General features: G+C 47.0%; 21 protein-coding genes, 1 tRNA gene and 3 rRNA genes. 6 read left to right on the top strand and 19 right to left on the bottom strand.

Annotated elements, in window-relative coordinates; all coding sequences use genetic code 11:
* Positions 1–5: 5 nt before the first annotated feature.
* The 15 genes from ACQUQM_RS23345 to aceK all read right to left on the bottom strand — a co-directional run bounded on the left by ACQUQM_RS23345 (position 6) and on the right by aceK (position 18,138).
* Entirely contained in the window at positions 6–635 is a 630-nt protein-coding gene (locus tag ACQUQM_RS23345; RefSeq protein ID WP_432472263.1) for a tRNA-uridine aminocarboxypropyltransferase, read from the bottom strand.
* Positions 636–697: 62 nt separating this feature from the next.
* The gene (gene mnmH / locus ACQUQM_RS23340) at positions 698–1,795 is read right to left on the bottom strand and encodes a tRNA 2-selenouridine(34) synthase MnmH (protein WP_432472262.1); all 1,098 of its coding nucleotides are present in this window, start codon (positions 1,793–1,795) and stop codon (positions 698–700) included.
* Between the two features lie 72 nt (positions 1,796–1,867).
* Positions 1,868–2,401: a redoxin domain-containing protein gene (locus ACQUQM_RS23335; RefSeq protein ID WP_432472261.1), complete on the bottom strand. Its 534-nt coding sequence runs from the start codon at positions 2,399–2,401 to the stop codon at positions 1,868–1,870.
* Between the two features lie 53 nt (positions 2,402–2,454).
* On the bottom strand, positions 2,455–3,072 hold the full coding sequence (locus tag ACQUQM_RS23330; RefSeq protein WP_432472260.1) for a DUF2238 domain-containing protein: 618 nt from the start codon (positions 3,070–3,072) through the stop codon (positions 2,455–2,457).
* A gap of 143 nt (positions 3,073–3,215) precedes the next feature.
* Positions 3,216–4,148 carry a porin gene (locus tag ACQUQM_RS23325; protein ID WP_432472259.1) on the bottom strand — a complete coding sequence of 311 codons (933 nt, stop codon included), beginning with the start codon at positions 4,146–4,148 and terminating at the stop codon, positions 3,216–3,218.
* A 125-nt stretch (positions 4,149–4,273) separates the two neighbouring features.
* Positions 4,274–4,906 (bottom strand): YccT family protein, encoded by a 633-nt coding sequence (locus ACQUQM_RS23320; protein ID WP_432472258.1) that lies wholly within the window; start codon positions 4,904–4,906, stop codon positions 4,274–4,276.
* Between the two features lie 485 nt (positions 4,907–5,391).
* A complete protein-coding gene (locus tag ACQUQM_RS23315) occupies positions 5,392–5,556 on the bottom strand; it encodes a hypothetical protein (protein WP_432472257.1) in 165 nt (54 codons plus the stop codon).
* A gap of 489 nt (positions 5,557–6,045) precedes the next feature.
* Positions 6,046–6,161, bottom strand: a 5S ribosomal RNA gene (gene rrf / locus ACQUQM_RS23310).
* A 120-nt stretch (positions 6,162–6,281) separates the two neighbouring features.
* Positions 6,282–9,174 (bottom strand): 23S ribosomal RNA (locus ACQUQM_RS23305).
* A gap of 371 nt (positions 9,175–9,545) precedes the next feature.
* Positions 9,546–9,622, bottom strand: a tRNA-Ile gene (locus ACQUQM_RS23300).
* A gap of 170 nt (positions 9,623–9,792) precedes the next feature.
* A 16S ribosomal RNA gene (locus tag ACQUQM_RS23295) occupies positions 9,793–11,333 on the bottom strand.
* The 16S, 23S and 5S rRNA genes sit together here with 1 tRNA gene alongside, the layout of an rRNA operon.
* Positions 11,334–12,024: 691 nt before the next feature.
* Positions 12,025–12,450 (bottom strand): universal stress protein, encoded by a 426-nt coding sequence (locus ACQUQM_RS23290; RefSeq protein ID WP_432472256.1) that lies wholly within the window; start codon positions 12,448–12,450, stop codon positions 12,025–12,027.
* Positions 12,451–12,461: 11 nt separating this feature from the next.
* A complete protein-coding gene (locus ACQUQM_RS23285; RefSeq protein ID WP_432474872.1) occupies positions 12,462–15,014 on the bottom strand; it encodes a TRAP transporter permease in 2,553 nt (850 codons plus the stop codon).
* Between the two features lie 128 nt (positions 15,015–15,142).
* Positions 15,143–16,123: a TAXI family TRAP transporter solute-binding subunit gene (locus tag ACQUQM_RS23280; protein WP_432472255.1), complete on the bottom strand. Its 981-nt coding sequence runs from the start codon at positions 16,121–16,123 to the stop codon at positions 15,143–15,145.
* A gap of 278 nt (positions 16,124–16,401) precedes the next feature.
* A complete protein-coding gene (gene aceK, locus ACQUQM_RS23275) occupies positions 16,402–18,138 on the bottom strand; it encodes a bifunctional isocitrate dehydrogenase kinase/phosphatase (RefSeq protein ID WP_432472254.1) in 1,737 nt (578 codons plus the stop codon).
* A 175-nt stretch (positions 18,139–18,313) separates the two neighbouring features.
* Here aceK and pfkA point away from each other — a divergent pair, with 175 nt between their 5' ends.
* Positions 18,314–19,318, top strand: coding sequence for a 6-phosphofructokinase (gene pfkA, locus ACQUQM_RS23270; protein ID WP_432472253.1), 1,005 nt, complete (start codon positions 18,314–18,316; stop codon positions 19,316–19,318).
* Between the two features lie 100 nt (positions 19,319–19,418).
* Here pfkA and ACQUQM_RS23265 read toward each other — a convergent pair whose 3' ends face one another.
* On the bottom strand, positions 19,419–20,162 hold the full coding sequence (locus tag ACQUQM_RS23265; RefSeq protein ID WP_432472252.1) for a lipoate--protein ligase family protein: 744 nt from the start codon (positions 20,160–20,162) through the stop codon (positions 19,419–19,421).
* Between the two features lie 106 nt (positions 20,163–20,268).
* Between ACQUQM_RS23265 and zapE the strand changes: the two genes are divergently transcribed.
* Positions 20,269–21,393 (top strand): cell division protein ZapE, encoded by a 1,125-nt coding sequence (gene zapE / locus ACQUQM_RS23260; protein WP_432472251.1) that lies wholly within the window; start codon positions 20,269–20,271, stop codon positions 21,391–21,393.
* A gap of 45 nt (positions 21,394–21,438) precedes the next feature.
* Here zapE and ACQUQM_RS23255 read toward each other — a convergent pair whose 3' ends face one another.
* Positions 21,439–21,675, bottom strand: coding sequence for a hypothetical protein (locus ACQUQM_RS23255; protein ID WP_432472250.1), 237 nt, complete (start codon positions 21,673–21,675; stop codon positions 21,439–21,441).
* A gap of 84 nt (positions 21,676–21,759) precedes the next feature.
* On the opposite strand from ACQUQM_RS23255, the gene ACQUQM_RS23250 reads away from it, so the two are divergent.
* Positions 21,760–22,374 (top strand): DUF502 domain-containing protein, encoded by a 615-nt coding sequence (locus tag ACQUQM_RS23250; protein ID WP_432472249.1) that lies wholly within the window; start codon positions 21,760–21,762, stop codon positions 22,372–22,374.
* A gap of 4 nt (positions 22,375–22,378) precedes the next feature.
* Here ACQUQM_RS23250 and ACQUQM_RS23245 read toward each other — a convergent pair whose 3' ends face one another.
* The gene (locus tag ACQUQM_RS23245) at positions 22,379–23,020 is read right to left on the bottom strand and encodes an MBL fold metallo-hydrolase (RefSeq protein WP_432472248.1); all 642 of its coding nucleotides are present in this window, start codon (positions 23,018–23,020) and stop codon (positions 22,379–22,381) included.
* Between the two features lie 108 nt (positions 23,021–23,128).
* On the opposite strand from ACQUQM_RS23245, the gene ACQUQM_RS23240 reads away from it, so the two are divergent.
* Positions 23,129–23,593, top strand: a complete 465-nt coding sequence (locus ACQUQM_RS23240; protein WP_432472247.1) for an aminoacyl-tRNA deacylase — start codon at positions 23,129–23,131, stop codon at positions 23,591–23,593.
* Between the two features lie 42 nt (positions 23,594–23,635).
* Here ACQUQM_RS23240 and ACQUQM_RS23235 read toward each other — a convergent pair whose 3' ends face one another.
* Complete coding sequence (locus ACQUQM_RS23235; protein ID WP_432472246.1) at positions 23,636–24,049, bottom strand: hypothetical protein; 414 nt, start codon at positions 24,047–24,049, stop codon at positions 23,636–23,638.
* Between the two features lie 71 nt (positions 24,050–24,120).
* Here ACQUQM_RS23235 and ACQUQM_RS23230 point away from each other — a divergent pair, with 71 nt between their 5' ends.
* Positions 24,121–24,384 (top strand): DUF5062 family protein, encoded by a 264-nt coding sequence (locus ACQUQM_RS23230; RefSeq protein ID WP_432472245.1) that lies wholly within the window; start codon positions 24,121–24,123, stop codon positions 24,382–24,384.
* Between the two features lie 4 nt (positions 24,385–24,388).
* Positions 24,389–24,922 carry a nucleoside 2-deoxyribosyltransferase gene (locus ACQUQM_RS23225; protein ID WP_432472244.1) on the top strand — a complete coding sequence of 178 codons (534 nt, stop codon included), beginning with the start codon at positions 24,389–24,391 and terminating at the stop codon, positions 24,920–24,922.
* Positions 24,923–24,958: the final 36 nt, after the last annotated feature.

Here is a 24,958-nt window from a genome sequence, read left to right as displayed (position 1 = left end):
CAATATTAGCAATGACGGATTAACCGGTACCTTTCGTTAAATATTTCATAATAGCATTGCAAATGCGTTGCGCCGCGCGCGTCACCAATCTGCTCCAATAATGCTGCCGCAACCTCTACGGTACAGAGCCGACCTTCATCAACAGCCTTGCGCAGACAGTAACTCGAACATCCGGGATCATTCAACTCGATCACTGGCAGGTGATCCAGATACCGGCTCAGACGGAAAATCCGCCGTGCTTGTCGCCAGGTTCCATCCAGGATAATAAACAACGGCTGACGTCTCTCTTTATCAACAAAAGACGTCATACGTTGCTGATAATCCGCCGCAGCAGGAAATACGATATAGGGATCAATGGCCGGATCATTTATTAACCGGATAAAATCAGGATCCGGATCTGTTCGATGCCACCTGAAAACCCGGGTACCGGCGATAGAATCAACAATAAGCCGACCGGTATTGGTCGGCTTATACAATTCATAAGGGTGAGATAACAAACAGAACTGCGCTTTGGCCTGAATCTGCGACTTGAGAGCACAAATACAGCTTTGCTTTTGCAGCATGCAATTCTCGCATCGCTCAATTTTTGAGCCGCGGGCAATAAACGGTTTACGGGGTGGTTTTTCAAGCTGCAAGACTGCTCCCCGGATGAGATTAAAACTTAATTCTGGGCAGAGGTCTGAGCTTAATTCTAAGCTTAGCTTTGAGTATTAAAACGCAAATACTCTTCGCATTCCTGCCAGTTACCACGGTAAACAATACGGTCGGCCTTAGCCTCAAGCTGATACTCGTACATTGGATCGTAATACCACTCAAGCAAAGGACTTAACCAATTGAGATGCTTGTCGTAGCCCTCACCGGCTTGATGGATGGCTATCGCCTTTTCCATCTCAGACCTTAGTACTTGCCAGCGTTCATTGCCCAGACGCCTCTGAATTCTATCGAGGCCACTCAGCAGGTAATCCGCACATAGAGTGTTGCCCTGTACATCACCGTAATGCGCTGTATACGAACTGACCATATCGATAACGTAGTCTTTCAAAAGGCGTTGAGTTCGTAACTCAAGTGGATCTTCAATGACAATAACCGGCGCATCTTGCATTTTAAGATAAAGATTACGTGGCAGATCAACGCTACCGATGTTACGTCCTTCATCCTCAAGTATCAGATGTTGAGCACCCGCATGCTGCTTCTTTAGCATCGCTATGGCAATTTCGTTTTCGAAATTGATCTGAGTACTTTGCGGCGATACATAACTACCAAAACTTGACCCGCGATGGTTGGCTGCACCTTCAAGGTCGATCGCGTTTTCCAGCACATTCACCATCAGCGTTTTAGCACTACCCGTTTTGCCACCGACTATAGAAAAAGATAGTTGTTCACTACCCTGTTCAAGCTCACGCAACAGCTGGTTACGCAGCGCCTTGTAGCCACCAAGGACCAATGGATATTCTATCCCGGCCTCTTTCAGCCACTGTTGTGTTGTATGGGAACGTAAACCACCCCTGAAACAGTACAGGTAGCCTTCGGGGTTGGCCTGTGCGAATTTTATCCATGCTTCCATACGCTGGACTTTGGTTTGGCCACTAACCAGTTGATGGCCAAGTTTGATTGCTTCATCCTGCCCTTTCTCTTTATAGCAGGTACCGACCAAAGCACGCTCATCGTCCGTCATTAGCGGTAGACTAACCGCGTGGGGAAAAGCCCCCTGATTAAACTCAATCGGAGCCCGGAGATCGATCATCGGAGTGTCGTTAAGGAATAGTTGACGGTAGTTATCGGTATTTTCGCGCATGATTTGGCCCACAGATGATTGCACAACGATTATAAGTGATCAGACGATCATCTGTTAGCGAAGAACCCGAAATTACAGATTAAAATCATGAGTGCCACGGATCGGGTAGCTATTTTCCTGTATAAATTTAATGCCGTTGTAGATCAGGCCAAGATCCGGCCTTGAAAAAGGCGCATTGGAAATATCTACTATCTGCAATCGGTGATCCGGACGGATAATAAACAGGCCTGGCTCAGCGAAAGGCCACTTGGTCTCCTCAGGGCTACGTGGATCTGATATATACAAGCCAAGCTGATGCATCTGCTCGGTAGTCATCTCATAGCCGATCGTTATGTGGTGATAAGACCCCTCCCGCTTAAACGCAACTGCGCGTTCTTCAGGGTCAGCTGAAACGGCAATAACCCTTGTATCTATTTCTGAAAAATGGGGCAGCATCTCATGCAGAGCGTCCATGTAACGGCGACACATAGAGCAATGTTTACCGCGATAGACAATCAACATCTCCCAACCTGAATCGGGCCGCCCAACGGTAATTTCACCGTGATCGATAGTGGCGATTTTAAAAGCGGGAAAAACAGAGCCGGGAACCAGTTTATGACTGTCCATCATCACACCTCAGATAGTAAATAGGTCTGATATCAGTGTAGCTCTATTACTTATTATTGACTTAACTGACTAGGCTTTGAGGGCAGCTCTCTAAGATGTTTGTCATGAAGTGTGGACAGCAGTATCAGGCCTGTGATCGCGCCGGTCAGTGCCAGCAACATATCTGACTGCGTATCCCAGGCGTAGCCCTGAGTACCCAGAAACGCTTCAGCAGACTCCCCGGATAATTCTGCAACCCACCATTCAATGAGCTCGTAGAACGCACTAAAAGCAAGGCAGAAACTGATTACGAACGTATTAAGCCAGGCTTTACTATTCACGGCTTTACAGCGAATCAGTATTTCACGGACTATGATTGCAGGTATAAAGCCCTGCGCAAAGTGCCCAACCTTGTCGTAGTTGTTTCGATCCCAACCCATCAGCTCAGATAAACTGTCAAATATAGGTACTTCAGCGTAAGTATAATGACCACCGACCATCAGAATTACACAGTGGCATAGTATTAGAAGATATAAGAGCGGTGTTATCGGATGCTTTTTGTAGGTAAACGCTAGAACGATGATACCAATCAGGGCAGGAAGCACCTCAAGAAACCAGGTAAATTGATCTTTAGGATTGATCCCTGACCAAAGTAAAACAGCTGAGAAGATAAACAACCATAGAAATTTCATTCCGGGATTATAACGATTAAGTAAACAGGATCACCAGAATAAAAATTATCCCTGAGCAAAAAAGCCAGGTTAAACCTGGCCAGAATCGTCAGCAGCACCGGACTATCTGAAGGGGGCGATAACAGGTGCTGGATATTCGATTTTTAGAACTTCAGCTGCATACCTGCCAGGTAACCCAGATCGGCACCTGCAGCATCTGTATCTGCGATTTCAGCAAACAGGCGAACGTTCTTCTGAGTTGGGAACTTATACGTTACGTTCGCGTACCATTCAGCAACGTCGGTTGCAGTTTCGTTATCAGTGCTGGTGTAACCAACAGATACATCGGTAGTTTCAGCAACAGGAACAACAGCAACCAGACCGTAAGTCTCGTTCGTTTCGTTGGCATCTTTGTCATCAGCAGAGCTGTAGTCAACACCGAAAGCAGCGAAGCCAGCGTCGAATGCTGCGCTTACACCCCAAGCATCATACTCTGTGCCAGCGTTATCGTTGTAGTCCTGGTAAGCCGCAACCAGTTCAACATCAGCAACAGAGGTCGCTGCCAGGATATCAAAGCCTTCAACATTGTCGCCTTCGCTTTCAGCCTGAACCAGGGTAGAAGCCGTTACGGTAAAGTTTGCACCCGCATAGTCCACACGAACAACATTGTCACCACCTGTTTCAGCGAACTGAGACTGATCTTCGTGATCTTCGTACTGGTTTTCAATTCCGAAAGCATCAACAGCCAGATCCTGTTTACCAACAGAAACAGCAACATCACCAAACTGCAGGCCCAGGTAGGCCTCTTCCAGTGCAGCAGACTCTTTAGTATCGTCATCAGCTGCAGAGTTGAAGCTAAAATCTACCTGACCGAACGCTTTCATATCATCGCCCAAATCATAAACTACAGAGTTTTTCAGCTCCAGATCATCAAACTCAATGTCCAAATCCTGATCATCGCCTGCATCCTGACGCAGTTGAACCTGGAAATCACCTTTCAGTTTGTAAGTAAGACCATTACCTTCGTAAATAGTCGCAGCATTAGCAGCACCAGCAATCGTCGCTGCAATAGCAGCAGCCAGGATCAGCTTTTTCATTTTTATCTCCAATTAAGAAAACTAACAGTTAGTTTGATATTTTTTAAGCAAAGCAATCCCTTGCCTCATTTATTCAATGAGAAAAATTTCCAGATATAAGTTTTGGTTTTAATTCAAGAAAAATACTATTGATTTATCCAGGCTTTAAAAGATGCTCTTGTTTCCGCATCGGCCTTCATATACCAGAACTCAAGCATTTTACCAGCCATTTCTGATCGACCAGACTGCTCTGACTGTGTGCTATCAGCAGAACTTTCATAAGGCCTGCTTTTAAAACGAATAGCTGCTGGCGAATTTGACAAATTAAACTCTTCCAGCTCGCGCTGATAATCTCGATTTAATTGAAAGCCCTCTTTCTTCAAGACATCCGCTTTATATTGAACTGCAAGATTACTTTTATCAGCTAGCTGCCAATCACCGTTAACATTAAACCTATCAAGTTCACGCTGTGTTTTTATATGTGGAGCCGACAAGGTCAAATTCTGATTAACTTGATCAAAAACAATAACATAGCTTTTGCTATTTTCGATTTCGTATTCACTAGACGCAATTTTTATCTCTGCCTCATAGTGAACAACCAGCTGATTAATACCATTAGGCAAAATAGTATTACTTACATTCTTAACTCCCTCTTCAATAGAGTCACCATTAGCGGCTAATAAAACTACTCCAGGTCCAAGCTCAATAACCACTGACGACCATATATAGGGTGTATAAACAAGAGATAAAAACAGAACAACCTTTGAAAAAAATACCATTTCAGCAATCTCACTACCTAATCAAAACCATATAATTTTCTGATAATATTTAATAAATACATTAGTACGCTATGGGTAACAGGCGCCATATTAATAGCCATTTATTACTAATTGGTTACTAAAATATTAAGACGTCTTAATAAAGGTTAAAAATACAAAATAGAAACACAATCTGCATAATTAACAGCCAGAAACTATTATCAGGATCTACTCTAAGACGGCGGGCATTTTTACACTATAACAAGAACATGTCAACGCTTATGATAATCTTTCTCATTTGCATTACCATTACATTTAGATCTTCCTATCTCTCAGCTGATTTCGGCTCGAAGGTGAGCCCTTCCTGTCTGTTAGAAGGCATACAAGATGGATACTACGCCCTCTCTTACTGAGGCTCATATCAAGCCTGATTCGGGCAACAAACAGTACTACATGCTCCCGTAGAATTTGAACCAGGCTTGTCAGATAGGCTAAAAATCGATTATTCAGAGCTCTTCCTGCTCGTGTTTAACAGTAAAGCGCAGAACACGTTCCTGCCATTGATCATCGTCAAAATCATTTGATTGACGAATAGTATCAGTAGCTGTTGCCGTACCTGCCAGCATGAAAATTGCCAGTACCGCAAACACGGATTTGATCAGGTTTTTCATAATGTTCTCCTCGAATTACCTCACTATTCACTCTAGTCAACCCGACTGAAACCTGCCTGAAAAGCTGGGATAGTCACAGCCTGTCATTGAAAATTCACATTAATAGACATCAGAGCGCCGATTGTCGCTGAACGACTTGCTAGAACGGAAGGCAAGCGAAAGGGCAGAACGTCACTACGTGACTTGCTAGAACGGAAGGCACGCCTTCCTGCTAGTGGCTAGAAAAGGCCTTCTTAACTGAATGCGGTGAAAACGCAGGTTTAACGAAAAACGGTTGGAGGTTTAGGTTTGGGTTTGGGTTTTGCTTTTGACTGTGCTTTTGACTTTGACCTGGCTTTTGATTTTTCTAGCCACTAGCTAGCCGAACGTGTTCGGCGGTCTAGCGAGTCGCGCAGCGACGTTCTAGCTACTGTCCTTTCGTTTCTAAGCGACGCCTTAGAAACGAAAAAACCCCGATCACAAAGTGATCGGGGTTTTCCGTAATTAGGTGCTTGGCGATGACCTACTCTCGCATAAGGAAACCCTACACTACCATTGGCGCTAAGACGTTTCACTTCCGAGTTCGGTAAGGGATCGGGTGGTTCCATCTCGCTATGGTCGCCAAGCAAAAACTGTTAACAAAAGTAATCCTGTAAGAGAAGGAGAGTACAAGCTCTAATCCTTCGTCTGTTCTTATCGAACAGTGTATCTTAATCTATCAGCTCAACAAACGCTTTTGGCGTTATATGGTCAAGCCTCACGAGCAATTAGTACTGGTTAGCTCAACGCCTCACAACGCTTACACACCCAGCCTATCAACGTCCTGGTCTTGAACGGCTCTTCAGGGGGCTCAAGGCCCCAGTGAGATCTCATCTTGAAGGGGGCTTCCCGCTTAGATGCTTTCAGCGGTTATCCTGTCCGAACATAGCTACCGGGCAATGCCATTGGCATGACAACCCGAACACCAGAGGTTCGTTCACTCCGGTCCTCTCGTACTAGGAGCAACTCTTCTCAAATCTCAAACGTCCACGGCAGATAGGGACCGAACTGTCTCACGACGTTCTAAACCCAGCTCGCGTACCACTTTAAATGGCGAACAGCCATACCCTTGGGACCGGCTTCAGCCCCAGGATGTGATGAGCCGACATCGAGGTGCCAAACACCGCCGTCGATGTGAACTCTTGGGCGGTATCAGCCTGTTATCCCCGGAGTACCTTTTATCCGTTGAGCGATGGCCCTTCCATACAGAACCACCGGATCACTAAGACCTACTTTCGTACCTGCTCGACGTGTCTGTCTCGCAGTCAAGCGCGCTTTTGCCTTTATACTCAATGCATGATTTCCGACCATGCTGAGCGCACCTTCGTACTCCTCCGTTACTCTTTAGGAGGAGACCGCCCCAGTCAAACTACCCACCACACAATGTCCTCGATCCCGATAAGGGACCTGAGTTAGAACCTCAATATTACCAGGCTGGTATTTCAAGATTGGCTCCACCTGAACTGGCGTCCAGGTTTCAAAGCCTCCCAGCTATCCTACACAAGTAATATCAAAGTCCACTGCGAAGCTATAGTAAAGGTTCACGGGGTCTTTCCGTCTAGCCGCGGATATACGGCATCTTAACCGCAATTTCAATTTCACTGAGTCTCGGGTGGAGACAGTGTGGCCATCGTTACGCCATTCGTGCAGGTCGGAACTTACCCGACAAGGAATTTCGCTACCTTAGGACCGTTATAGTTACGGCCGCCGTTTACTTGGGCTTCGATCAAGAGCTTCGCCGAAGCTAACCCCATCAATTAACCTTCAAGCACCGGGCAGGCGTCACACCCTATACGTCCACTTTCGTGTTTGCAGAGTGCTGTGTTTTTAATAAACAGTCGCAGCCACCTAGTATCTTCGACCACCAACAGCTTAGGGAGTAAATCCCATCACCGTCAGCGGCGTACCTTCTCCCGAAGTTACGGTACCATTTTGCCTAGTTCCTTCACCCGAGTTCTCTCAAGCGCCTTGGTATTCTCTACCTGACCACCTGTGTCGGTTTGGGGTACGATTTCTTGTTATCTGAAGCTTAGAGGTTTTTCCTGGAAGCATGGCATCAACCACTTCGTCCAAAAGAGGACTCGTCATCAGCTCTCAGCCGTATGAGATCCCGGATTTTCCTAAGATCTCAGCCTACTGCCTTAAACACGGACAACCAACGCCGTGCCGGCCTAGCCTACTCCGTCACCCCATCGCAATAACAAAAAGTACAGGAATATTAACCTGTTTCCCATCGACTACGCTCTTCAGCCTCGCCTTAGGGGTCGACTCACCCTACCCTGATTAGCATTGGATAGGAACCCTTGGTCTTCCGGCGGGGGAGTTTTTCACTCCCCTTATCGTTACTCATGTCAGCATTCGCACTTCTGATACCTCCAGGATGCTTCTCAGCTTTCCCTTCAACGGCTTACAGAACGCTCCTCTACCACGCAATAAATTGCGTCCGTAGCTTCGGTGTATGGTTTGAGCCCCGTTATATCTTCCGCGCAGGCCGACTCGACTAGTGAGCTATTACGCTTTCTTTAAAGGGTGGCTGCTTCTAAGCCAACCTCCTAGCTGTCTGAGCCTTCCCACATCGTTTCCCACTTAACCATAACTTTGGGACCTTAGCTGACGGTCTGGGTTGTTTCCCTTTTCACGACGGACGTTAGCACCCGCCGTGTGTCTCCCATAATTGCACTCTACGGTATTCGGAGTTTGCATCGGGTTGGTAAGTCGGGATGACCCCCTAGCCGAAACAGTGCTCTACCCCCGTAGGTGAGATATGAGGCGCTACCTAAATAGCTTTCGAGGAGAACCAGCTATCTCCGAGCTTGATTAGCCTTTCACTCCGATCCACAAGTCATCCGCTGGCTTTTCAACGACAGTCGGTTCGGTCCTCCAGTTGATGTTACTCAACCTTCAACCTGCCCATGGATAGATCGCTCGGTTTCGGGTCTAATCCTAGCAACTGTACGCCCTATTAAGACTCGGTTTCCCTACGGCTCCCCTAAACGGTTAACCTTGCTACTAAAATTAAGTCGCTGACCCATTATACAAAAGGTACGCAGTCACGGTCTCAAGGACCGCTCCCACTGCTTGTACGTACACGGTTTCAGGTTCTATTTCACTCCCCTCACAGGGGTTCTTTTCGCCTTTCCCTCACGGTACTGGTTCACTATCGGTCAGTCAGGAGTATTTAGCCTTGGAGGATGGTCCCCCCATATTCAGACAGGATATCACGTGTCCCGTCCTACTCGATTTCACTGTAAGTAAGTTTTCGCATACGGGGCTATCACCCACTATCGCCACACTTTCCAGAGTGTTCTGCTAACTACATTACAGCTTAAGGGCTGGTCCCCGTTCGCTCGCCGCTACTAGGGGAATCTCGGTTGATTTCTTTTCCTCCGGGTACTTAGATGTTTCAGTTCCCCGGGTTCGCCTCTCAAAAGTTATGTATTCACTTAAGAGATACCCAGCTTATACTGGGTGGGTTTCCCCATTCGGAAATGTTCGGATCAAAGCCCATTTACCGGCTCCCCGAACCTTATCGCAGGTTAACACGTCCTTCATCGCCTCTGACTGCCAAGGCATCCACCGTGCACGCTTAGTCACTTGACCATATAACCCAAAAGGGTCTGATCGAAGAGACTGATAAAACTTCATGTCATTTTTCAATGACGATGAAATAACGATACATTTACGCCGGATTAGCGCTTGTACATATTTTTCATTCTCGTTACAGGATTCAATTGTTAAAGAGCGTTTAAAGCAAAAAGCTTTAAAAGATAGCTGCAAACTGCGCAGATATTTTTTAAAACTCTGTCTTTACAGAGCGGATTGACCAGATAATATGTGATTACTTGGCAGGCCTGAGTGGACTTGAACCACCGACCTCACCCCCTTCTTTTAGATGAAGTGTGGGATGCGTTCTAACCAGCTGAGCTGGCTTTCAGTTCTAACTAACCATCTACCTAGCCGAAGCTTTAAAATGGTAGGCCTGAGTGGACTTGAACCACCGACCTCACCCTTATCAGGGGTGCGCTCTAACCAGCTGAGCTACAAGCCTATTTCATAACCTGTTCTCTTATCGGTTTGACCTCACCCACTCTTTATTAAAAGCAGGGGTGCGCTCCAACCAGCTGAGCTACAAGCTTTTACATTGGTTAGAACCAATTCGCTCTCTCTATCAGTGATCAGATAATTCGTGTGAACGCTTGCTAAGATTTCGCTATCGTTTAAGGAGGTGATCCAGCCCCAGGTTCCCCTAGGGCTACCTTGTTACGACTTCACCCCAGTCATGAACCACACCGTGGTAACCGCCCTCCCGAAGGTTAAGCTAGCTACTTCTGGTGCAATCCACTCCCATGGTGTGACGGGCGGTGTGTACAAGGCCCGGGAACGTATTCACCGCGACATTCTGATTCGCGATTACTAGCGATTCCGACTTCATGGAGTCGAGTTGCAGACTCCAATCCGGACTACGACCGGTTTTCTGAGATTAGCTCCCCCTCGCAGGTTTGCAGCCCTCTGTACCGGCCATTGTAGCACGTGTGTAGCCCTACTCGTAAGGGCCATGATGACTTGACGTCGTCCCCACCTTCCTCCGGTTTGTCACCGGCAGTCTCCTTAGAGTTCCCACCATTACGTGCTGGCAAATAAGGACAAGGGTTGCGCTCGTTACGGGACTTAACCCAACATTTCACAACACGAGCTGACGACAGCCATGCAGCACCTGTCACAGAGTTCCCGAAGGCACTAAGCTATCTCTAGCGAATTCTCTGGATTTCAAGAGTAGGTAAGGTTCTTCGCGTTGCGTCGAATTAAACCACATGCTCCACCGCTTGTGCGGGCCCCCGTCAATTCATTTGAGTTTTAACCTTGCGGCCGTACTCCCCAGGCGGTCTACTTAGTGCGTTAGCTGCGCCACTAAGAGATCAAGTCTCCCAACGGCTAGTAGACATCGTTTACGGCGTGGACTACCAGGGTATCTAATCCTGTTTGCTCCCCACGCTTTCGCACCTCAGCGTCAGTATCAGACCAGGTGGTCGCCTTCGCCACTGGTGTTCCTTCCTATATCTACGCATTTCACCGCTACACAGGAAATTCCACCACCCTCTTCTGTACTCTAGTTTGCCAGTATCAGATGCAGTTCCCAGGTTGAGCCCGGGGCTTTCACATCTGACTTAACAAACCGCCTACGCGCGCTTTACGCCCAGTAATTCCGATTAACGCTTGGACCCTCCGTATTACCGCGGCTGCTGGCACGGAGTTAGCCGGTCCTTCTTCTGCAGTTAACGTCACAGGATGCCGCTATTAACGACACCCCTTTCCTCACTGCTGAAAGTGCTTTACAACCCGAAGGCCTTCTTCACACACGCGGCATGGCTGCATCAGGCTTGCGCCCATTGTGCAATATTCCCCACTGCTGCCTCCCGTAGGAGTCTGGACCGTGTCTCAGTTCCAGTGTGGCTGGTCATCCTCTCAGACCAGCTACGGATCGTCGCCTTGGTGAGCCATTACCTCACCAACAAGCTAATCCGACGCAGACTCATCTAATAGCACGAGGTCCGAAGATCCCCCGCTTTCTCCCGTAGGACGTATGCGGTATTAATCCAAATTTCTCTGGGCTATCCCCCACTACTAGGTAGATTTCTACGCGTTACTCACCCGTCCGCCGCTCGTCATCTTCTAGCAAGCTAGAAATGTTACCGCTCGACTTGCATGTGTTAGGCCTGCCGCCAGCGTTCAATCTGAGCCATGATCAAACTCTTCAGTTTAAATCAAGAATGTCGGAAAAAGACATTCTGTAAATCTAGCTCAAAGTACTAAACAACTACATGTAAATGAATTCACATATGGTCGCTTTGTCTTTGATAAAGCTTTTGTGCTCCATCTCAACAAGCGCCCACACGAATTATCTGATCAATCTGTTAAAGAGCGTTGCCTGAGTAACTCAAACCGTTGCCGGTGCGTCGTCTCAAGCGAGGTGCGTATTCTACTCAACACCCTGTTGAAGTCAACCGTTTTATTTGAGAAGTTGTAATAAACTTACAAACAAACCGTTGTGCTTCATGTTGTGATTAATTCGTTTAAAAAACACTGTTTTTCAAAGAGTTAAACTCAACACCTCAACCTGTCTCAGCGGCCGTTGCCGGTTGCTGTCTCAAGCGAGGAAGCGAATTCTACATCGACTGGCAGAGGAGTCAACAGGGAAGGCCCGATAAACTTCAAAAAGGGTCGAAAAAACTGTAGTTACGATAGGTCAGTGACTAGACCGTCACTGCGCGACTCGCTAGAACGTAGCGCAAGCGCTACTGCTAGTGGCTAGAAAAATCAAAAGCCAGGTCAAAAGCTAAAAGCATAGTCTCTATACCTGCGTTTTCACCTCATGCTATTAAGAAGGTTTCTTCTAGCCACTAGCAGGAAGGTTTACCTTCCGATCTAGCAAGTTGCGCAGCAACGTTTTAGCTACTTAAGCACTAACACAGAGCAATTTGCTGTTTCTACTACCTTTGCGGTTACCGATCCCATCATAGCGTGCTCTATGGCACCATGTTTTTGCGCTCTGATTAATATCAGTTCAGCATCGATCTCCGCTGCTCGCTTAACTATCCGCCTAGCTGCCTTTCCCGCAGTTACCCAGACATCATATTTAACAGCATCTCCCAGTTGATCTTCAGCTAATTTACTTAACTCCTTACGCATCGCATCCAACGCTTGTTTGACCATATCCTTCGGAAAATATGAAGCGACCAGTGGCATGCTATAGCCTGGCAGCACCGATAAAAGCTCGATCTGCATATTGCCGTTCGCATAATCTTTAACTGATTTCAGAGTTTCCTGGGCACCTTTCAAATCCTGCAGATCAATTGGCACCAGTATTTTATTAAACATAGTCGTCCTCTTTAAGCGCTCTGCTGCTTTCGGCGGCGAAGCTGCATAGCTCCCATGCCTATCAATAGTAAAACTGCCGGTATATACATCAGGTGTTTCGGCGGTCGTGGGTTCTCCACTTCTATACTGAGAATCTCCCAGTCAAAATCAATACCCGCTTTTTGGGCCTGACTATCAAATGTCACCATATCGACAATTACTTTGCCTTCATCTTCTCTTAAGACCAGTCCCGCATTTTCGATGCGTTCATTCGCACTACCACCGGCAGCCATTGGTAACTCAACGATCTTACTGACAAAGTTTCCGTCAATGGTCTCACCTGCTACTGCCATGCGTATATTCTGGTCAACTTCTATAGCATCCACCACTTGCTCTATCCTGCTTGCACTTTCCTGTTTAATTGGCGGATATATTTCATCCCACCAGAAACCAGGCCTAAACAAAGTGAACGCAATCAGCAACAGAAGCAGTGTTTCATACCAGCGACTACGGACCAACCAGAATCCCTGCGTTGCTGCTGCAAATACCAATATTGCCGTCACCGAACTCAATATCGTTAGTAGCAAATGTCCCGGCCCCTGAATTCCAATTAGAAGCAGTTCAGTATTAAAAATGAACATAAAGGGCAATATCGCAGTCCGTATATCATAGGTAAATCCTTGAATACCGGTTTTTATAGGATCGCTGCGCGCAATAGCCGCTGCGGCGAACGCTGCCAGACCAACCGGAGGCGTATCATCAGCAAGAATACCGAAATAGAAAACGAATAGATGTACTGCAATCAGCGGGACCAACAAACCATGTTCAGCCCCCAGGGTTACTATAACCGGGGCCATCAATGTCGAAACTACAATATAGTTTGCTGTTGTCGGTAAGCCCATGCCGAGTATCAGACTTATCACGGCGGTAAAAATCAACATTAGCATGATGCTACCACCCGAAATAAACTCGACAAATTCGGTCATAACCAACCCGATTCCTGTCAAGGTAACAGTGCCAACTATAATGCCAGCTGCAGCTGTCGCCACACCGATGCCGATCATATTTCGTGATCCGGTCACCAGACCTTCAAGCAGATCATCCCAACCCTGTATCATTCTGGACTTAAAGTTCGTTTCACCTCGATAATAAGCTTTGATCGGTTTATGGGTCATAACAATTATGATCATAAACAACGTGGCCCAGAAGGCTGATAGACCCGGAGATAAGCGCTCTACCGTCAAACACCAAACCAAAACAACTACCGGCAGTAAGAAATACAACCCTGATTTAACTGTCGGCCCAGGCTCCGGAAGCTCAACTACCGGGGAATCCGGATCGTCCATAAGCAGTTCAGGATAGCCTGCGCAAAACTTCAGCAAGCCCATATACACCGCAATAATCACAACAGCTAGAATTGGGCTGGCCCAATTGCCTAATACATCTTTAGTCCAGCCAATCCCGTAATACACCGCCAGTGATAAGACGCATACGCCAACAATAATTCCGCACCAGGTCATCAAGTTCTGCGCAAGCGTCGGCTTATAACGCCGGGGCAAACCTTCCATCCCTGCTTTGGAAGCTTCCAGGTGGACTATATAGATCAACGCGATATAAGAGATCAGGGCTGGCAAAATTGCATGTTTTATAACTTCAACGTAGGAAATGCCTACATATTCGACCATCAGAAAGGCGGCGGCGCCCATGATTGGAGGTGTCAGCTGGCCATTAGTTGATGCTGCCACTTCGACAGCCCCCGCCTTACTGGCCGGAAAACCAACCCGTTTCATTAAGGGAATAGTAAAAGTTCCGGTTGTAACTACATTGGCAATTGAAGAGCCAGATATCAAACCACTTAAACCGGAAGAAACAACAGCTGCTTTTGCCGGGCCTCCACGCATATGACCTAACAGCGAAAAGGCGACCTTAGTGAAATAATTGCCTGCTCCGGCTTTTTCCAACAGTGCACCAAAGAGAACAAACAAAAATACGAAGCTGGTTGATACACCAAGGGCAACACCAAAAACGCCTTCTGTTGTCAGCCACTGGTGCGACATAGTCTTATTCAGACTGGCTCCTTTATGAGCTATCACATCCGGCATATAAGGTCCGCCAAATGTATATATCAGAAACACAGTTGCGACAACCATTAAGGGTGGGCCCAAGGCTCGCCGGGTTGCCTCTAACAGTAACACCATGCCACACACAGCAACGACAAGGTCGGCCGTCGTAGGGGCTCCTGAGCGGTCTGCAAGTTGAGTATGAAATATAACCAGATAGGCGGAGCTAAACGCACCGAGTAAAGCAAAAATCCAATCCTGGAGTGGGATATAATCTTTCGGTGAGCGCGTTAATGCAGGGAATGCGGTAAATGCCAGAAAGATAGCAAAACTCAGATGAATTGCTCTGGCCTGTGTATCGTTAATAACGCCAAAATTGAGAATAAAGGGTAGTGGCGAGGCATACCACAGCTGAAACAGTGCCCATAATAACGCAACACTCCACAGTAGTTGTTTTGCCAGTCCGACTGGAGCCCGCGCTCCGCTATCGGCCTGGGCAACCATATCCTGAACATTATCCGCCATTTCCGGCGTCGGCTTATCATCTGACACAATATATGCCCCCACTGATTAGTTCCTTTAAATAAAAACGGGGCCTGTCAGAAGCTGTACCTGTTTACAGTTCAGAAGGCCCCGTCCTTATACACCAGCCCTTATAGCAGGCCAGCTTCCTTGTAATACTTCATAGCACCTGGATGCAGTGGTGCTGACAATCCATCCTGAATCATCTGCTCCTTCTTCAGGTTTGCAAAAGCCGGGTGCAGCTTACGAAAGGTATCAAAATTTTCAAACACCGCTTTTACTACTTCGTATACCACGTGCTCAGGGACCGCTGCAGAAGAGACAAACGTCGCACCGACACCGAAAGTCATCGTATCGCTATCATTACCACGGTACATGCCGCCCGGTATCGTCGCTGTACGGTAATAGCTATTATCACCCACCAGCTTATCAACATCTGCTCCGCCAACATTTACCAGCACACTATCACAGGAGGTCGTTGCTTCTTTAATAGCGCCACTCGGATGACCTACGGTATAGATCATTACATCGATCTTATTGTCACACAGGGCACTGGCCTGCTCCGAGGCTTTTAACTCTGAGGCCAGAGCAAAATCATCCATGGTCCAGCCCTTAGCTTCCATCAGCACCGACATTGTACCGCGCTGACCAGAACCGGGATTACCAATATTTACCCGTTTACCCTTAAGATCATCAAAATTTTTGATTCCACTGTCAGCACGAGCCACAACTGTAAAAGGCTCTGGGTGAACTGAAAAAACAGCTCTTAAATCTTTGTTGGCCCCCGCATCAGCAAACTTGCTGGTGCCATTATATGCGTGAAACTGCCAATCAGACTGAGCAACGCCCATATCCAGCTCACCGGCCCTGATTGTATTCAGGTTATATACTGAACCACCGGTACTCTCTGTCGAACAGCGAATTCCATGATCTTTACGCCCCTTGTTAACCAGCCGACAAATTGCACCACCTGTCGGATAATAAACCCCGGTAACACCACCTGTGCCAATAGTTATAAATTCTTGCGCTGATGCTGCTGTGGTAGCGCCCATTGTTGCCACCCCCACACCCACTGCTACCAACGCTGAAGTAATTGTGTTTCGCAAAGTCATATCGAACTCCCTATGATTTATAGATATATCACGCCCTGCACCCGCTTTGACATGACGAAGTTGTACTTAAGAAGAGTAGCCTGATTTTCTGCAACTTCCAGTTTTAAAATCGCAAAAAACAATTAAAAACCAGTTACTTGTGATGAAAAGAGGAGAAGCATCAATCCTTATGCCACGATCCCTTTAGAAATATCACAAACACACAGGAGTCACTAGAAGTTATTCAGCGCTTTCATAAACCTTTTGGCTATCGACCTGATAAAGAATACATTTACAGATCAGGCACGGGGAAAGCGTCGCGCTTTACGATAAGGAAACAGATCGACCACCTCTCCCCCTCTCACCTGTTGCTGCATATTTTGCCACCATCGGTAATCCAGAAGATCACCATGCAGCCCATTAAACACCTTTCTTATTTTTCTATTACAGGCGGTCAGAAGACTAAACTCTTCCGGAAATACATCATTCGGTGCAACCGAATACCAGGGTTCACTTGCCATTTCCTGTTCAGGATACAAGGCTTCAGGTATTGGACGAAAATAGCATTCAGTCAGATAAAGGATCTCATCGTAATCATAAAACACAACGCGTCCATGGCGGGTCACGCCGAAGTTTTTAAACAACATATCTCCGGCAAATATGTTTGCTGCTGCCAACTCCTTAATACATTTCCCAAACTCATTAACTGCATGAAAAATTGCATCTTCATCATCACGTAATAACGCGTCATCGAGATAGAGATTCAACGGAGTCATCCTTCTCTCTATCCACAAATGTCCTATTAATATTTCTGCATCATTAACTTTTAGTGAAGAGGCAGCATCTTTTTGCAATTCGGCTAATGCGCTTTCAGAGAAACGACTGCGGGGTAATGACAGATTCACAAATTCCTGAGTATCTGCCATTCGGCCTGCCCGATCATGTCGTTTCACAAGTTGGTATTTTTCGATCACCCCTGTGCGGGTAATCTGTTTTGTAGAAGAGAAGCTATCCTTAATAATTTTGAACACCACCGGATAAGATGGCAGGGTAAATACCGTCATAACCATCCCCTTCGTGCCTGGAGCAATTTCAAACCTATCATTAGATAACTCCAGATGATCGACAAAGCTGCGGTAAAAATCAGCCTTACCCTGCTTATAAAAACCAATTGAGTTATATAGCTCAGCCTGGGATTTCATCGGAATCAAAGAATGAAGAAAGCGGATAAACTCAGAGGGCGCATTCACATCGACCATAAAATAGGCCCGGGTAAAACTGAATATGATCGATACATCATTTTCCTGACTAATCGCAGTATCGATATAAACCGCTCCCTGTTCATTATTCAACACCGGTAAAACGAAAGGTATGGCGCTATCACCAAAGTGAACCCGGCCAACAAGATAAGCACCTTTATTGCGATAAAAAACACTCTTTATAACCTCGATCACGGTATCTTCTGCGGCAACCAGATTGTCGGGGTAATTAGCATGAATATACCGGACCAGATTTCGGATATCCCTACGTCGGTGCTCCCAGGGGATATTGAAACTGAAATCATCAAGCATTTTCCTGAGCAGGTCTATTAGCCCGAACTCCATAGGATAACTACGGTAAATTTCATCCCCGGAAACTATTTCACGAGTCTCAAGTGCCGAACGGATAAACATATGCTTGTTGTCGATCTGATGATGACCCAGAAGACGGCAGTAAATTGAGTTGTAAAAGGTCTCTGCCAGCTCAACATCATTACGCTCTGAGGCTAATTTCAGATAATACGACCGGGCACGAACCCATATATTATGATCATTAACCTGCTCACCAACAGCGGCCCTGACTTTATCAGCAGCCTCAACCGCCATAGTTTCATAAAGATCGATACGCTGCGCAGCAGACTGCTGAATTCCCGACCAGTTTGCTGCTTCAAAATCCCCCTGAGCCCCTGCAGTAATGCGCTGGAATTGAGTACGATAATCAGAAAAACCCGATAAAATCAGTAACGCGATTAAATCAGAGGAGGACTCAGTCATCATCACTTACCCGTCTTATTATTTAAGCCTATGACACTATTTTGTAGCAGCTTGCGGTTATAGTTGCCATTTTCACTACCCAGGCCTTTGCAATAGAAAGCTTAAACAGCTAATAAAAAATGTTGTCTAAAATCAATAACCGCTTAATACTAAAGAAAATATCCGAGAGGACGCGCCGATGTACCGTTTACCCGAGCTGGAAAAGACCAGACCTTTAAACGCTATCGCCCTGCTTACCAGTGGCGGAGACTCTCCAGGCATGAATCCCGCGGTTCGTGCCATTACCCGGGCTGCGCTCAATCAGGGCATCCAGGTTTTCGGTATCAACCGGGGGTATAGCGGCCTGATTATAGGAGATATGACCGAACTCACATCCTCCGACGTGACCAACATAGTACAACGGGGCGGTACAATTCTAAAAAGTGATCGCTGCCTCGCATTTAAAGACCCGGTCGTGCGCAATCAGGCGGCAGAGATACTTAAAGAGCACTCTATTGACGGGCTTATTGTTATAGGAGGTGACGGTTCTCTTACCGGCGCCCATCTGCTTACCCAGGAAACAGGAATACCTGTAATAGGTCTGCCAGGCACTATAGATAACGATGTTTACGGTACCGATGACACTATCGGTTTTGATACAGCAGTAAATACGGCACTGGAAGCTATCGATAAGATCCGGGATACTGCGGTCTCCCACGAAAGGATATTTCTGGTAGAAGTGATGGGGCGTGACTCAGGGCATATTGCAGCTCAAGTAGGAATAGCCTGTGGTGCCGAAATGATTATCGTGCCAGAGTATGAATTTAAGCTCGAATCACTGTGTTTCTCACTCGCCAATGAGCGTGCCACAGGAAAAGGCAGTAGCGGCATCATCGTTGTTGCCGAAGGCCCCCGCCCCGGACTGACCTACCGCCTTGCCCAGCAACTGCAAGAGCAGGGAGAAAATCCTGGGGTCTGCATACTCGGTCATATCCAGCGTGGTGGCCGCCCCACCGGGCATGATCGGGTACTATCTTCCTGCCTTGGAGCATCTGCTGTCACTTATCTGCAGGCAGGTTACAGTGACATAATGATCGGGATGATTAATAACCAGATCAGCATCACCCCTCTGCAAGAAGTTATGGAGAAGAAAAAATCGCTCAACCCACAACTGGTTGAACTGGCCCAGCTGCTCCATAAATAACGCTTCTAAAACAAGAGCCCTGTAAATAGGGCTCTGATAATATGAGTTCCGTAAGTCACAAACTGTCATTTTTTATATCAAGTGGCGGCTTGCCCCTTTGTTACTTCAGGATCAGCTCAAAATCATCCGGCAGAGCCGCAATAAAAGCATCAATCACGGCGGGTAATAACTCTACACCAGAAATACCACTCAGCTGCTCGGCATCACAGTTCAGGGACTCAAGAATACCTCCTTGTTCCGGCCGGTTTACCACAACATGACTCAGTAAAGACCAGTCACAAGACGACAAGTGCAAACCGCTGACCAGAGCAATTCCTTTACGTTTACGGATCTGAGCCAGCCCCACCAGCTTTCGATTATCCAGACTAACCACCTCACCATGAGACAACGCAGCGTAACAAGCCCAATCAATCTCATGCTGCTTTGATACCTGCTTCGAATAGTCGATGAGAGGTTTATCCACACCTTTACAAGCAACCCCGACAGACTCCAGCGCTGCAATCCAGATCTGTTCTAACCAGCCAAAAATCTCAATGAGATTCAGTTCAGCAACCTGATGCCCGGTCGGAATAAAGACAGTAAAACTTAACATCCAGGGACCCGCAAGCACAGCACCACCACCGGATCCCCGACGCATGATAGGCAACCCGGCCTGCTCAGCTCGGTGTAGTTGTTCCTCATCGGGTCGTTGCGAACACCCCATGATAATGGCGGGGGTCTGATACTGCCAAAGTAAAAACGAAGGCTTTGCCACCCCTTTCTCGAGGTAATCAGTTATTACCTGCTGCTCTTGCGGCATCGTTCCCTGTCTCAAGGGTAATTCAGAATTCAGTTGCTCAACCATTACTCTTTCCGGATTAGATTTCTGAGACGCAGACTACCCTATACGTCGCAGTGCGAAAACCTATACCATAGGATTCTTTGATTCTTCAGATCCCAGATACTTCGATATGCAGCCCTCATTTCAAACAATCTTTCAGCAAACTATTGCCAGCGAAGGCTATCAGGAAGATCTTGCACAACAGCAATTGGCGACTGAACTTGACCGTCTATTTATCCACTTGCAGCGCCCGGCTTTCAGAAAAAAACATATTCAGGGCCTCTACATATGGGGTCCGGTCGGGCGAGGCAAAACGTTCCTGATGGATCTTTTTTTCAAGCACATACCAACACACAGCGGTTTACGACTTCACTTTCATCGATTCATGGAACAGGTACATCAACAGCTGCAGGAAAAACAGGGGCACAAAGACCCGCTGCGCATAGTCGCGAAAGAACTGGCGCAACAATATCGGGTTATCTGTTTCGATGAGTTTTATCTCAACGATATTGCCGACGCGATGATCTTAAGTGGTTTATTACAGGAGCTGTTCCAACGCGGAGTTATTTTGATCAGCACCTCCAACCGCCCGCCGAAAGAGCTTTATCAGGATACGATCTACCGGGACAGAGTCACGCCGATTATTACGAAAATAGAGCAAGAGATGATTATCCGAAACCTTGATGGAAAGCAGGATTTCAGGCTCCGTAAATTAGACCATCGCGCCTGTTTTTATGAAAATGATGTGCAATCACTGCGACAGCACTTTGATGACATAAGCCTGAGCAAGCATAACTCGGCACCGGTTACAGTTAAGGGCCGGGAGATCCCGGTAATACAAAAAACTGAACATTGTATCTGGTTCCGTTTTTCTGATCTGTGCGAAGGTCCACGCAGCCAACTCGATTATATTGAATTAGCCAGCCGCTTTAATACGATTATGCTGAGCGACATCCCCCCTCTGGGAGGAGTCGTGCGAGAACAGATTAAAGCCAGAGGAACTGAGGATGGAAGCATTGCCGTCGCAGCGGGAGCACGACAGGTAATTCTGGCCAGGATGGATGATCCTGCCCGCCGCTTCATCAGTCTGATTGATGAACTCTATGATCGCTGCGTTAACCTTTTCCTGAGCAGCGCAGTACCGCTGGATCAGCTATATATGGAGGGTAGCCTTACTTTTGAATTTGCCAGGACCTACAGTCGTCTTACAGAAATGCAGTCAGCCGAATACCAATCTCGTCAGCATCTGCCTTGAACGCAGAACTGACAGATCAATCTTAATCACTGAATTGATTGGTAGTTAGTGCAGGTCAGCATCTATCACTAGTTTGCCCAGCTCAAAGCACTGTTTAATAGCCTCTTCTTCAGTCTGTGCAATGACCTGGTTTTCAGGGCCGGTTTCAATTTCACCGGCATTATGAAAAATCGTATCTTTAAGGTCCTTATGATAGATTTTAGGCTCCAAAAGCCAACGGTTACGGCCGACAGGTCTGACCAACGCTGTGATCTTGTATTCACCATAATTTATCTGATGCATCGATCTCCTCCAGAATGCAGGCAAGCGTAGACTTAGTATAGCTGAAGCCCCCGTCACAGCTGATTTTCAACAGGAAATTTATTCATGAAGACACTGTTCAGATTTTTCTTTCAGGGACTACTGATCCTGCTACCTTTCGTACTCACTATCTATCTGGTGTTTTTGATTTTCACCGCGCTCAACGAAACAGTGTTTTCTGCCGTAGGATCAGTCATCGCATATGTTTATCCAAAGATAGAGCCGGGTATCACTGCGACAATCCTTGGCACCCTGGGAACAGTGATCGCGATAACCCTCACCGGGATTGCCGGCTCACTTTATCTGACCCGTCATCTGATGGCCTTCATCGATAGCTTGATGGAACGAATCCCAGTCGTAAAAATGCTCTATAACTCGTTGAAAGACTTGTTTAATGCATTACTGGGAGAAAAGAAAAGCTTCGATCGCCCGGTATTGGTATATCTTACTGAAGATAAAGCCATAAAAGCGATGGGATTCATGACCAGTGATGGTCTGGAGCAATTCGGTCTGCCAGAAGACGTTGCCGTCTATCTGCCGCAATCCTATAACTTTGCCGGAAATCTGATCATCGTGCCCGGCAATCGTGTAGTGCCTTTGCATGCACCGGCGGGTCAAGTGACGACATTCGTTGTCAGTGGCGGTGTTTCAGCCACTGACAATAAGAATCCGCAAGCATGATTTATCAGCCCCGATGATCACTGACAAAAGGGTTGCTCTTGCGCTCCTGACCGAAAGTAGACATCGGCCCATGACCCGGAATAAAAGCGACTTCATCACCCAGAGGGAATAGTTTTTCGCGAATAGAGCTTATCAGTGTAGGGTGATCACCTTTAGGAAAATCAGTTCGTCCAATCGACCCCTGAAACAACACATCACCTACCAGTGCCAGCTGTCCTGCAGCATGAAAAAACACAACATGTCCTGGTGTATGACCGGGACAATGCAGAACATTCAGAGTCTCGTTACCAACGCTGACGGTGTCCCCATCAACCAGCCAGCGATCAGGGTCAAACACTTCCACATCTGGAAAACCAAACATCTGGCTCTGTTGGGGTAAGCCATCGATCCAGAATTTATCCTCCTGATGAGGGCCTTCAATCGGTATTCCAGCGGTAGCAGACAGCTCAGCAGTACCACCGGCATGATCGATATGAGCATGGGTTAACAGGATCTTTTCAAGCACTAACCCCAACTCATCAACTTTTGCGATGATTTTCGCTACATCCCCTCCAGGATCAACGACTGCAGCCTTATTTGTCGCTTCGCACCACAATAAAGTGCAGTTTTGCTGAAATGGAGTAACCGGAATAATACTGTATTTCATGAAGATGCCAGTGTTGATGAAAACAAGTACGCAATTATACTCTATTTCTGAACTATCCTTCGATATGCTACATGGCATGTTGCTAAAGCATGTCGGGAGGATTTTCGAATGTCTGTTTCACCGACCTTACAAACCTATCTGAACCGGGGGGATATACCTTACCGGTTAATTCGCCATCCTTATGCTGAAACGTCTCTGAGCTCAGCTATTGCAGCACATGTGCCTGCCAGACGAATGGCTAAAGGAGTGGTTCTGAAAGACGACGAAGGCTTTATGATGGCCGTTGTACCATCCGATCGCCGGGTCGATCTGAATGCAGTTAACCGCCGTATGGGCCGGGTATTTTCACCCGCAGCGCAACGGGATGTAAAAATTCTGTTCAGTGACTGCAATAAAGGGGCTGTTCCGGCATTGGGACAAGCCTATAACATGCGGGTAATCTGGGACGAGCATCTGGCTGAAGAACCAGACTGCTATATGGAAGCAGGAGATCATCAGGACCTTCTCTGCCTGTCTCAATCCACCTTCAAACGGGTCATGACCGACCTGCCCCATGGCCTTATCAGCCATTAAAGCATCACTTCAAGCGACCTGATCAGGGTCGCTTGAAAAGCTTTACCTTGTAAAGGAAAGCTTCAGGGTGCTCTTATCCGTCACCACCTTCCTGGGCAATCTGACCGTAAAATATGAAGCTCTATCTGTTTTACGATGAATGAATGACGGCTTGTAATCTGATGTTTCCATATAACTTTGACGACCGCGTTCATCGAGAACTATAACCTTTACCTTGCCAACAGGAACCTTGATATCTTTATTGCTACGGGTAATTCTGCCCCGTAGTACCCAGCTTTTATCAGCTTCCTGATATACACGTACATTAAAAAACCGAACTTCAGATGTGGCTACTTCCACCTGGACTGACTGGTCACCCGGGAAGGCTGATGAAACTGAAAGAAAACAACACAATATCAACACACATAAATATTTTAATCTTGCCATGCAACCACCCCACATCAGAGTTTGCATCATAGCGCTTGTCATCCTTAGACCGTCGGTTATATTAAACGTTTGCACTGATAGCTAAGAAAGGAGTTCCGACCTTGTCAAAACTGAAAAACGAAGCCGCACTGGTAAAAGAAGCCATTCGTGTTGGCGGCGTCTATATGAAAACCAGAGGCGTCGGTATGTTCGAAGCCACCGATAGTGCCGGCGATAAGATAACAGCGATATACCGTCTGCTAGTACTGGACAAGCTGATTCAACCGTTGGCTAAAGGCGAAGACAACGAACCGAACATGAAGCATAAACTGGCCCTGTGGATCTCACGCCAACTGCCCAACGACCATCCGTTACTGAAAGGCTGAACCGGTGGCTGCCAAGCAGATCTATCTGGCCGGCCCCGATGTTTTCTGGCCAGAGGCTGCCGCAATAGGAGCCGCCAAAAAAGCCCTGTGCCTGGAATATGGGTTCTGTGGCCACTTTCCACTGGATACGGAACTGGATCTGACAGGGTTATCCCCCTATCAGGCGGGGCTATCTATATTCAATGCAAATACCAGCCTAATGAATGACTGCGACCTTATTATTGCCAACATGACCCCCTTCAGAGGCCCCAGCATGGATGTAGGTACAGCATTCGAGATGGGCTATGTAGCAGCGATGAAGAAACCTGTGTGGGGTTATACACTAGATAACCGTAACTATGCTGAGCGGGTTAATGGCGAGCTGACCGATGCCGAAGGCTACAGTATTGAAGCTTTTGATATGCCTGACAACCTGATGATGATCGGAGCAACGGATACCACAGGCGGTCTCATCACGGCTAAACTCGAGCAGACTATAGAAAATCACCTGAAAGTCTTTGAAACGGTACTGCAACAAATTTTAACCGTCCAGAAATAGAAAAGCCGCTACCTTCTTCTAAAGCGCGGCTTTCTT

The organism is Amphritea sp. HPY, assembly GCF_050870985.1.
Classification (GTDB): domain Bacteria; phylum Pseudomonadota; class Gammaproteobacteria; order Pseudomonadales; family Balneatricaceae; genus Amphritea.
Note: the sequence above shows the minus strand (reverse complement) of the source record. Positions and strands in the feature narration are given on the sequence as shown.

Coding starts and splice junctions, on each gene's coding strand:
- ACQUQM_RS23315 (WP_432472257.1), bottom strand. CDS start 5,556: ATGAAAAACCTGATCAAATCCGTGTTTGCGGTACTGGCAATTTTCATG.
- ACQUQM_RS23255 (WP_432472250.1), bottom strand. CDS start 21,675: ATGCATCAGATAAATTATGGTGAATACAAGATCACAGCGTTGGTCAGA.
- ACQUQM_RS23320 (WP_432472258.1), bottom strand. CDS start 4,906: ATGGTATTTTTTTCAAAGGTTGTTCTGTTTTTATCTCTTGTTTATACA.
- mnmH (WP_432472262.1), bottom strand. CDS start 1,795: ATGCGCGAAAATACCGATAACTACCGTCAACTATTCCTTAACGACACT.
- ACQUQM_RS23335 (WP_432472261.1), bottom strand. CDS start 2,401: ATGGACAGTCATAAACTGGTTCCCGGCTCTGTTTTTCCCGCTTTTAAA.
- ACQUQM_RS23240 (WP_432472247.1), top strand. CDS start 23,129: ATGTCTGTTTCACCGACCTTACAAACCTATCTGAACCGGGGGGATATA.
- zapE (WP_432472251.1), top strand. CDS start 20,269: ATGCAGCCCTCATTTCAAACAATCTTTCAGCAAACTATTGCCAGCGAA.
- ACQUQM_RS23250 (WP_432472249.1), top strand. CDS start 21,760: ATGAAGACACTGTTCAGATTTTTCTTTCAGGGACTACTGATCCTGCTA.
- ACQUQM_RS23235 (WP_432472246.1), bottom strand. CDS start 24,049: ATGATGCAAACTCTGATGTGGGGTGGTTGCATGGCAAGATTAAAATAT.
- ACQUQM_RS23330 (WP_432472260.1), bottom strand. CDS start 3,072: ATGAAATTTCTATGGTTGTTTATCTTCTCAGCTGTTTTACTTTGGTCA.
- ACQUQM_RS23245 (WP_432472248.1), bottom strand. CDS start 23,020: ATGAAATACAGTATTATTCCGGTTACTCCATTTCAGCAAAACTGCACT.
- ACQUQM_RS23280 (WP_432472255.1), bottom strand. CDS start 16,123: ATGACTTTGCGAAACACAATTACTTCAGCGTTGGTAGCAGTGGGTGTG.
- aceK (WP_432472254.1), bottom strand. CDS start 18,138: ATGATGACTGAGTCCTCCTCTGATTTAATCGCGTTACTGATTTTATCG.
- ACQUQM_RS23325 (WP_432472259.1), bottom strand. CDS start 4,148: ATGAAAAAGCTGATCCTGGCTGCTGCTATTGCAGCGACGATTGCTGGT.
- ACQUQM_RS23285 (WP_432474872.1), bottom strand. CDS start 15,014: ATGGCGGATAATGTTCAGGATATGGTTGCCCAGGCCGATAGCGGAGCG.
- pfkA (WP_432472253.1), top strand. CDS start 18,314: ATGTACCGTTTACCCGAGCTGGAAAAGACCAGACCTTTAAACGCTATC.
- ACQUQM_RS23265 (WP_432472252.1), bottom strand. CDS start 20,162: ATGGTTGAGCAACTGAATTCTGAATTACCCTTGAGACAGGGAACGATG.
- ACQUQM_RS23290 (WP_432472256.1), bottom strand. CDS start 12,450: ATGTTTAATAAAATACTGGTGCCAATTGATCTGCAGGATTTGAAAGGT.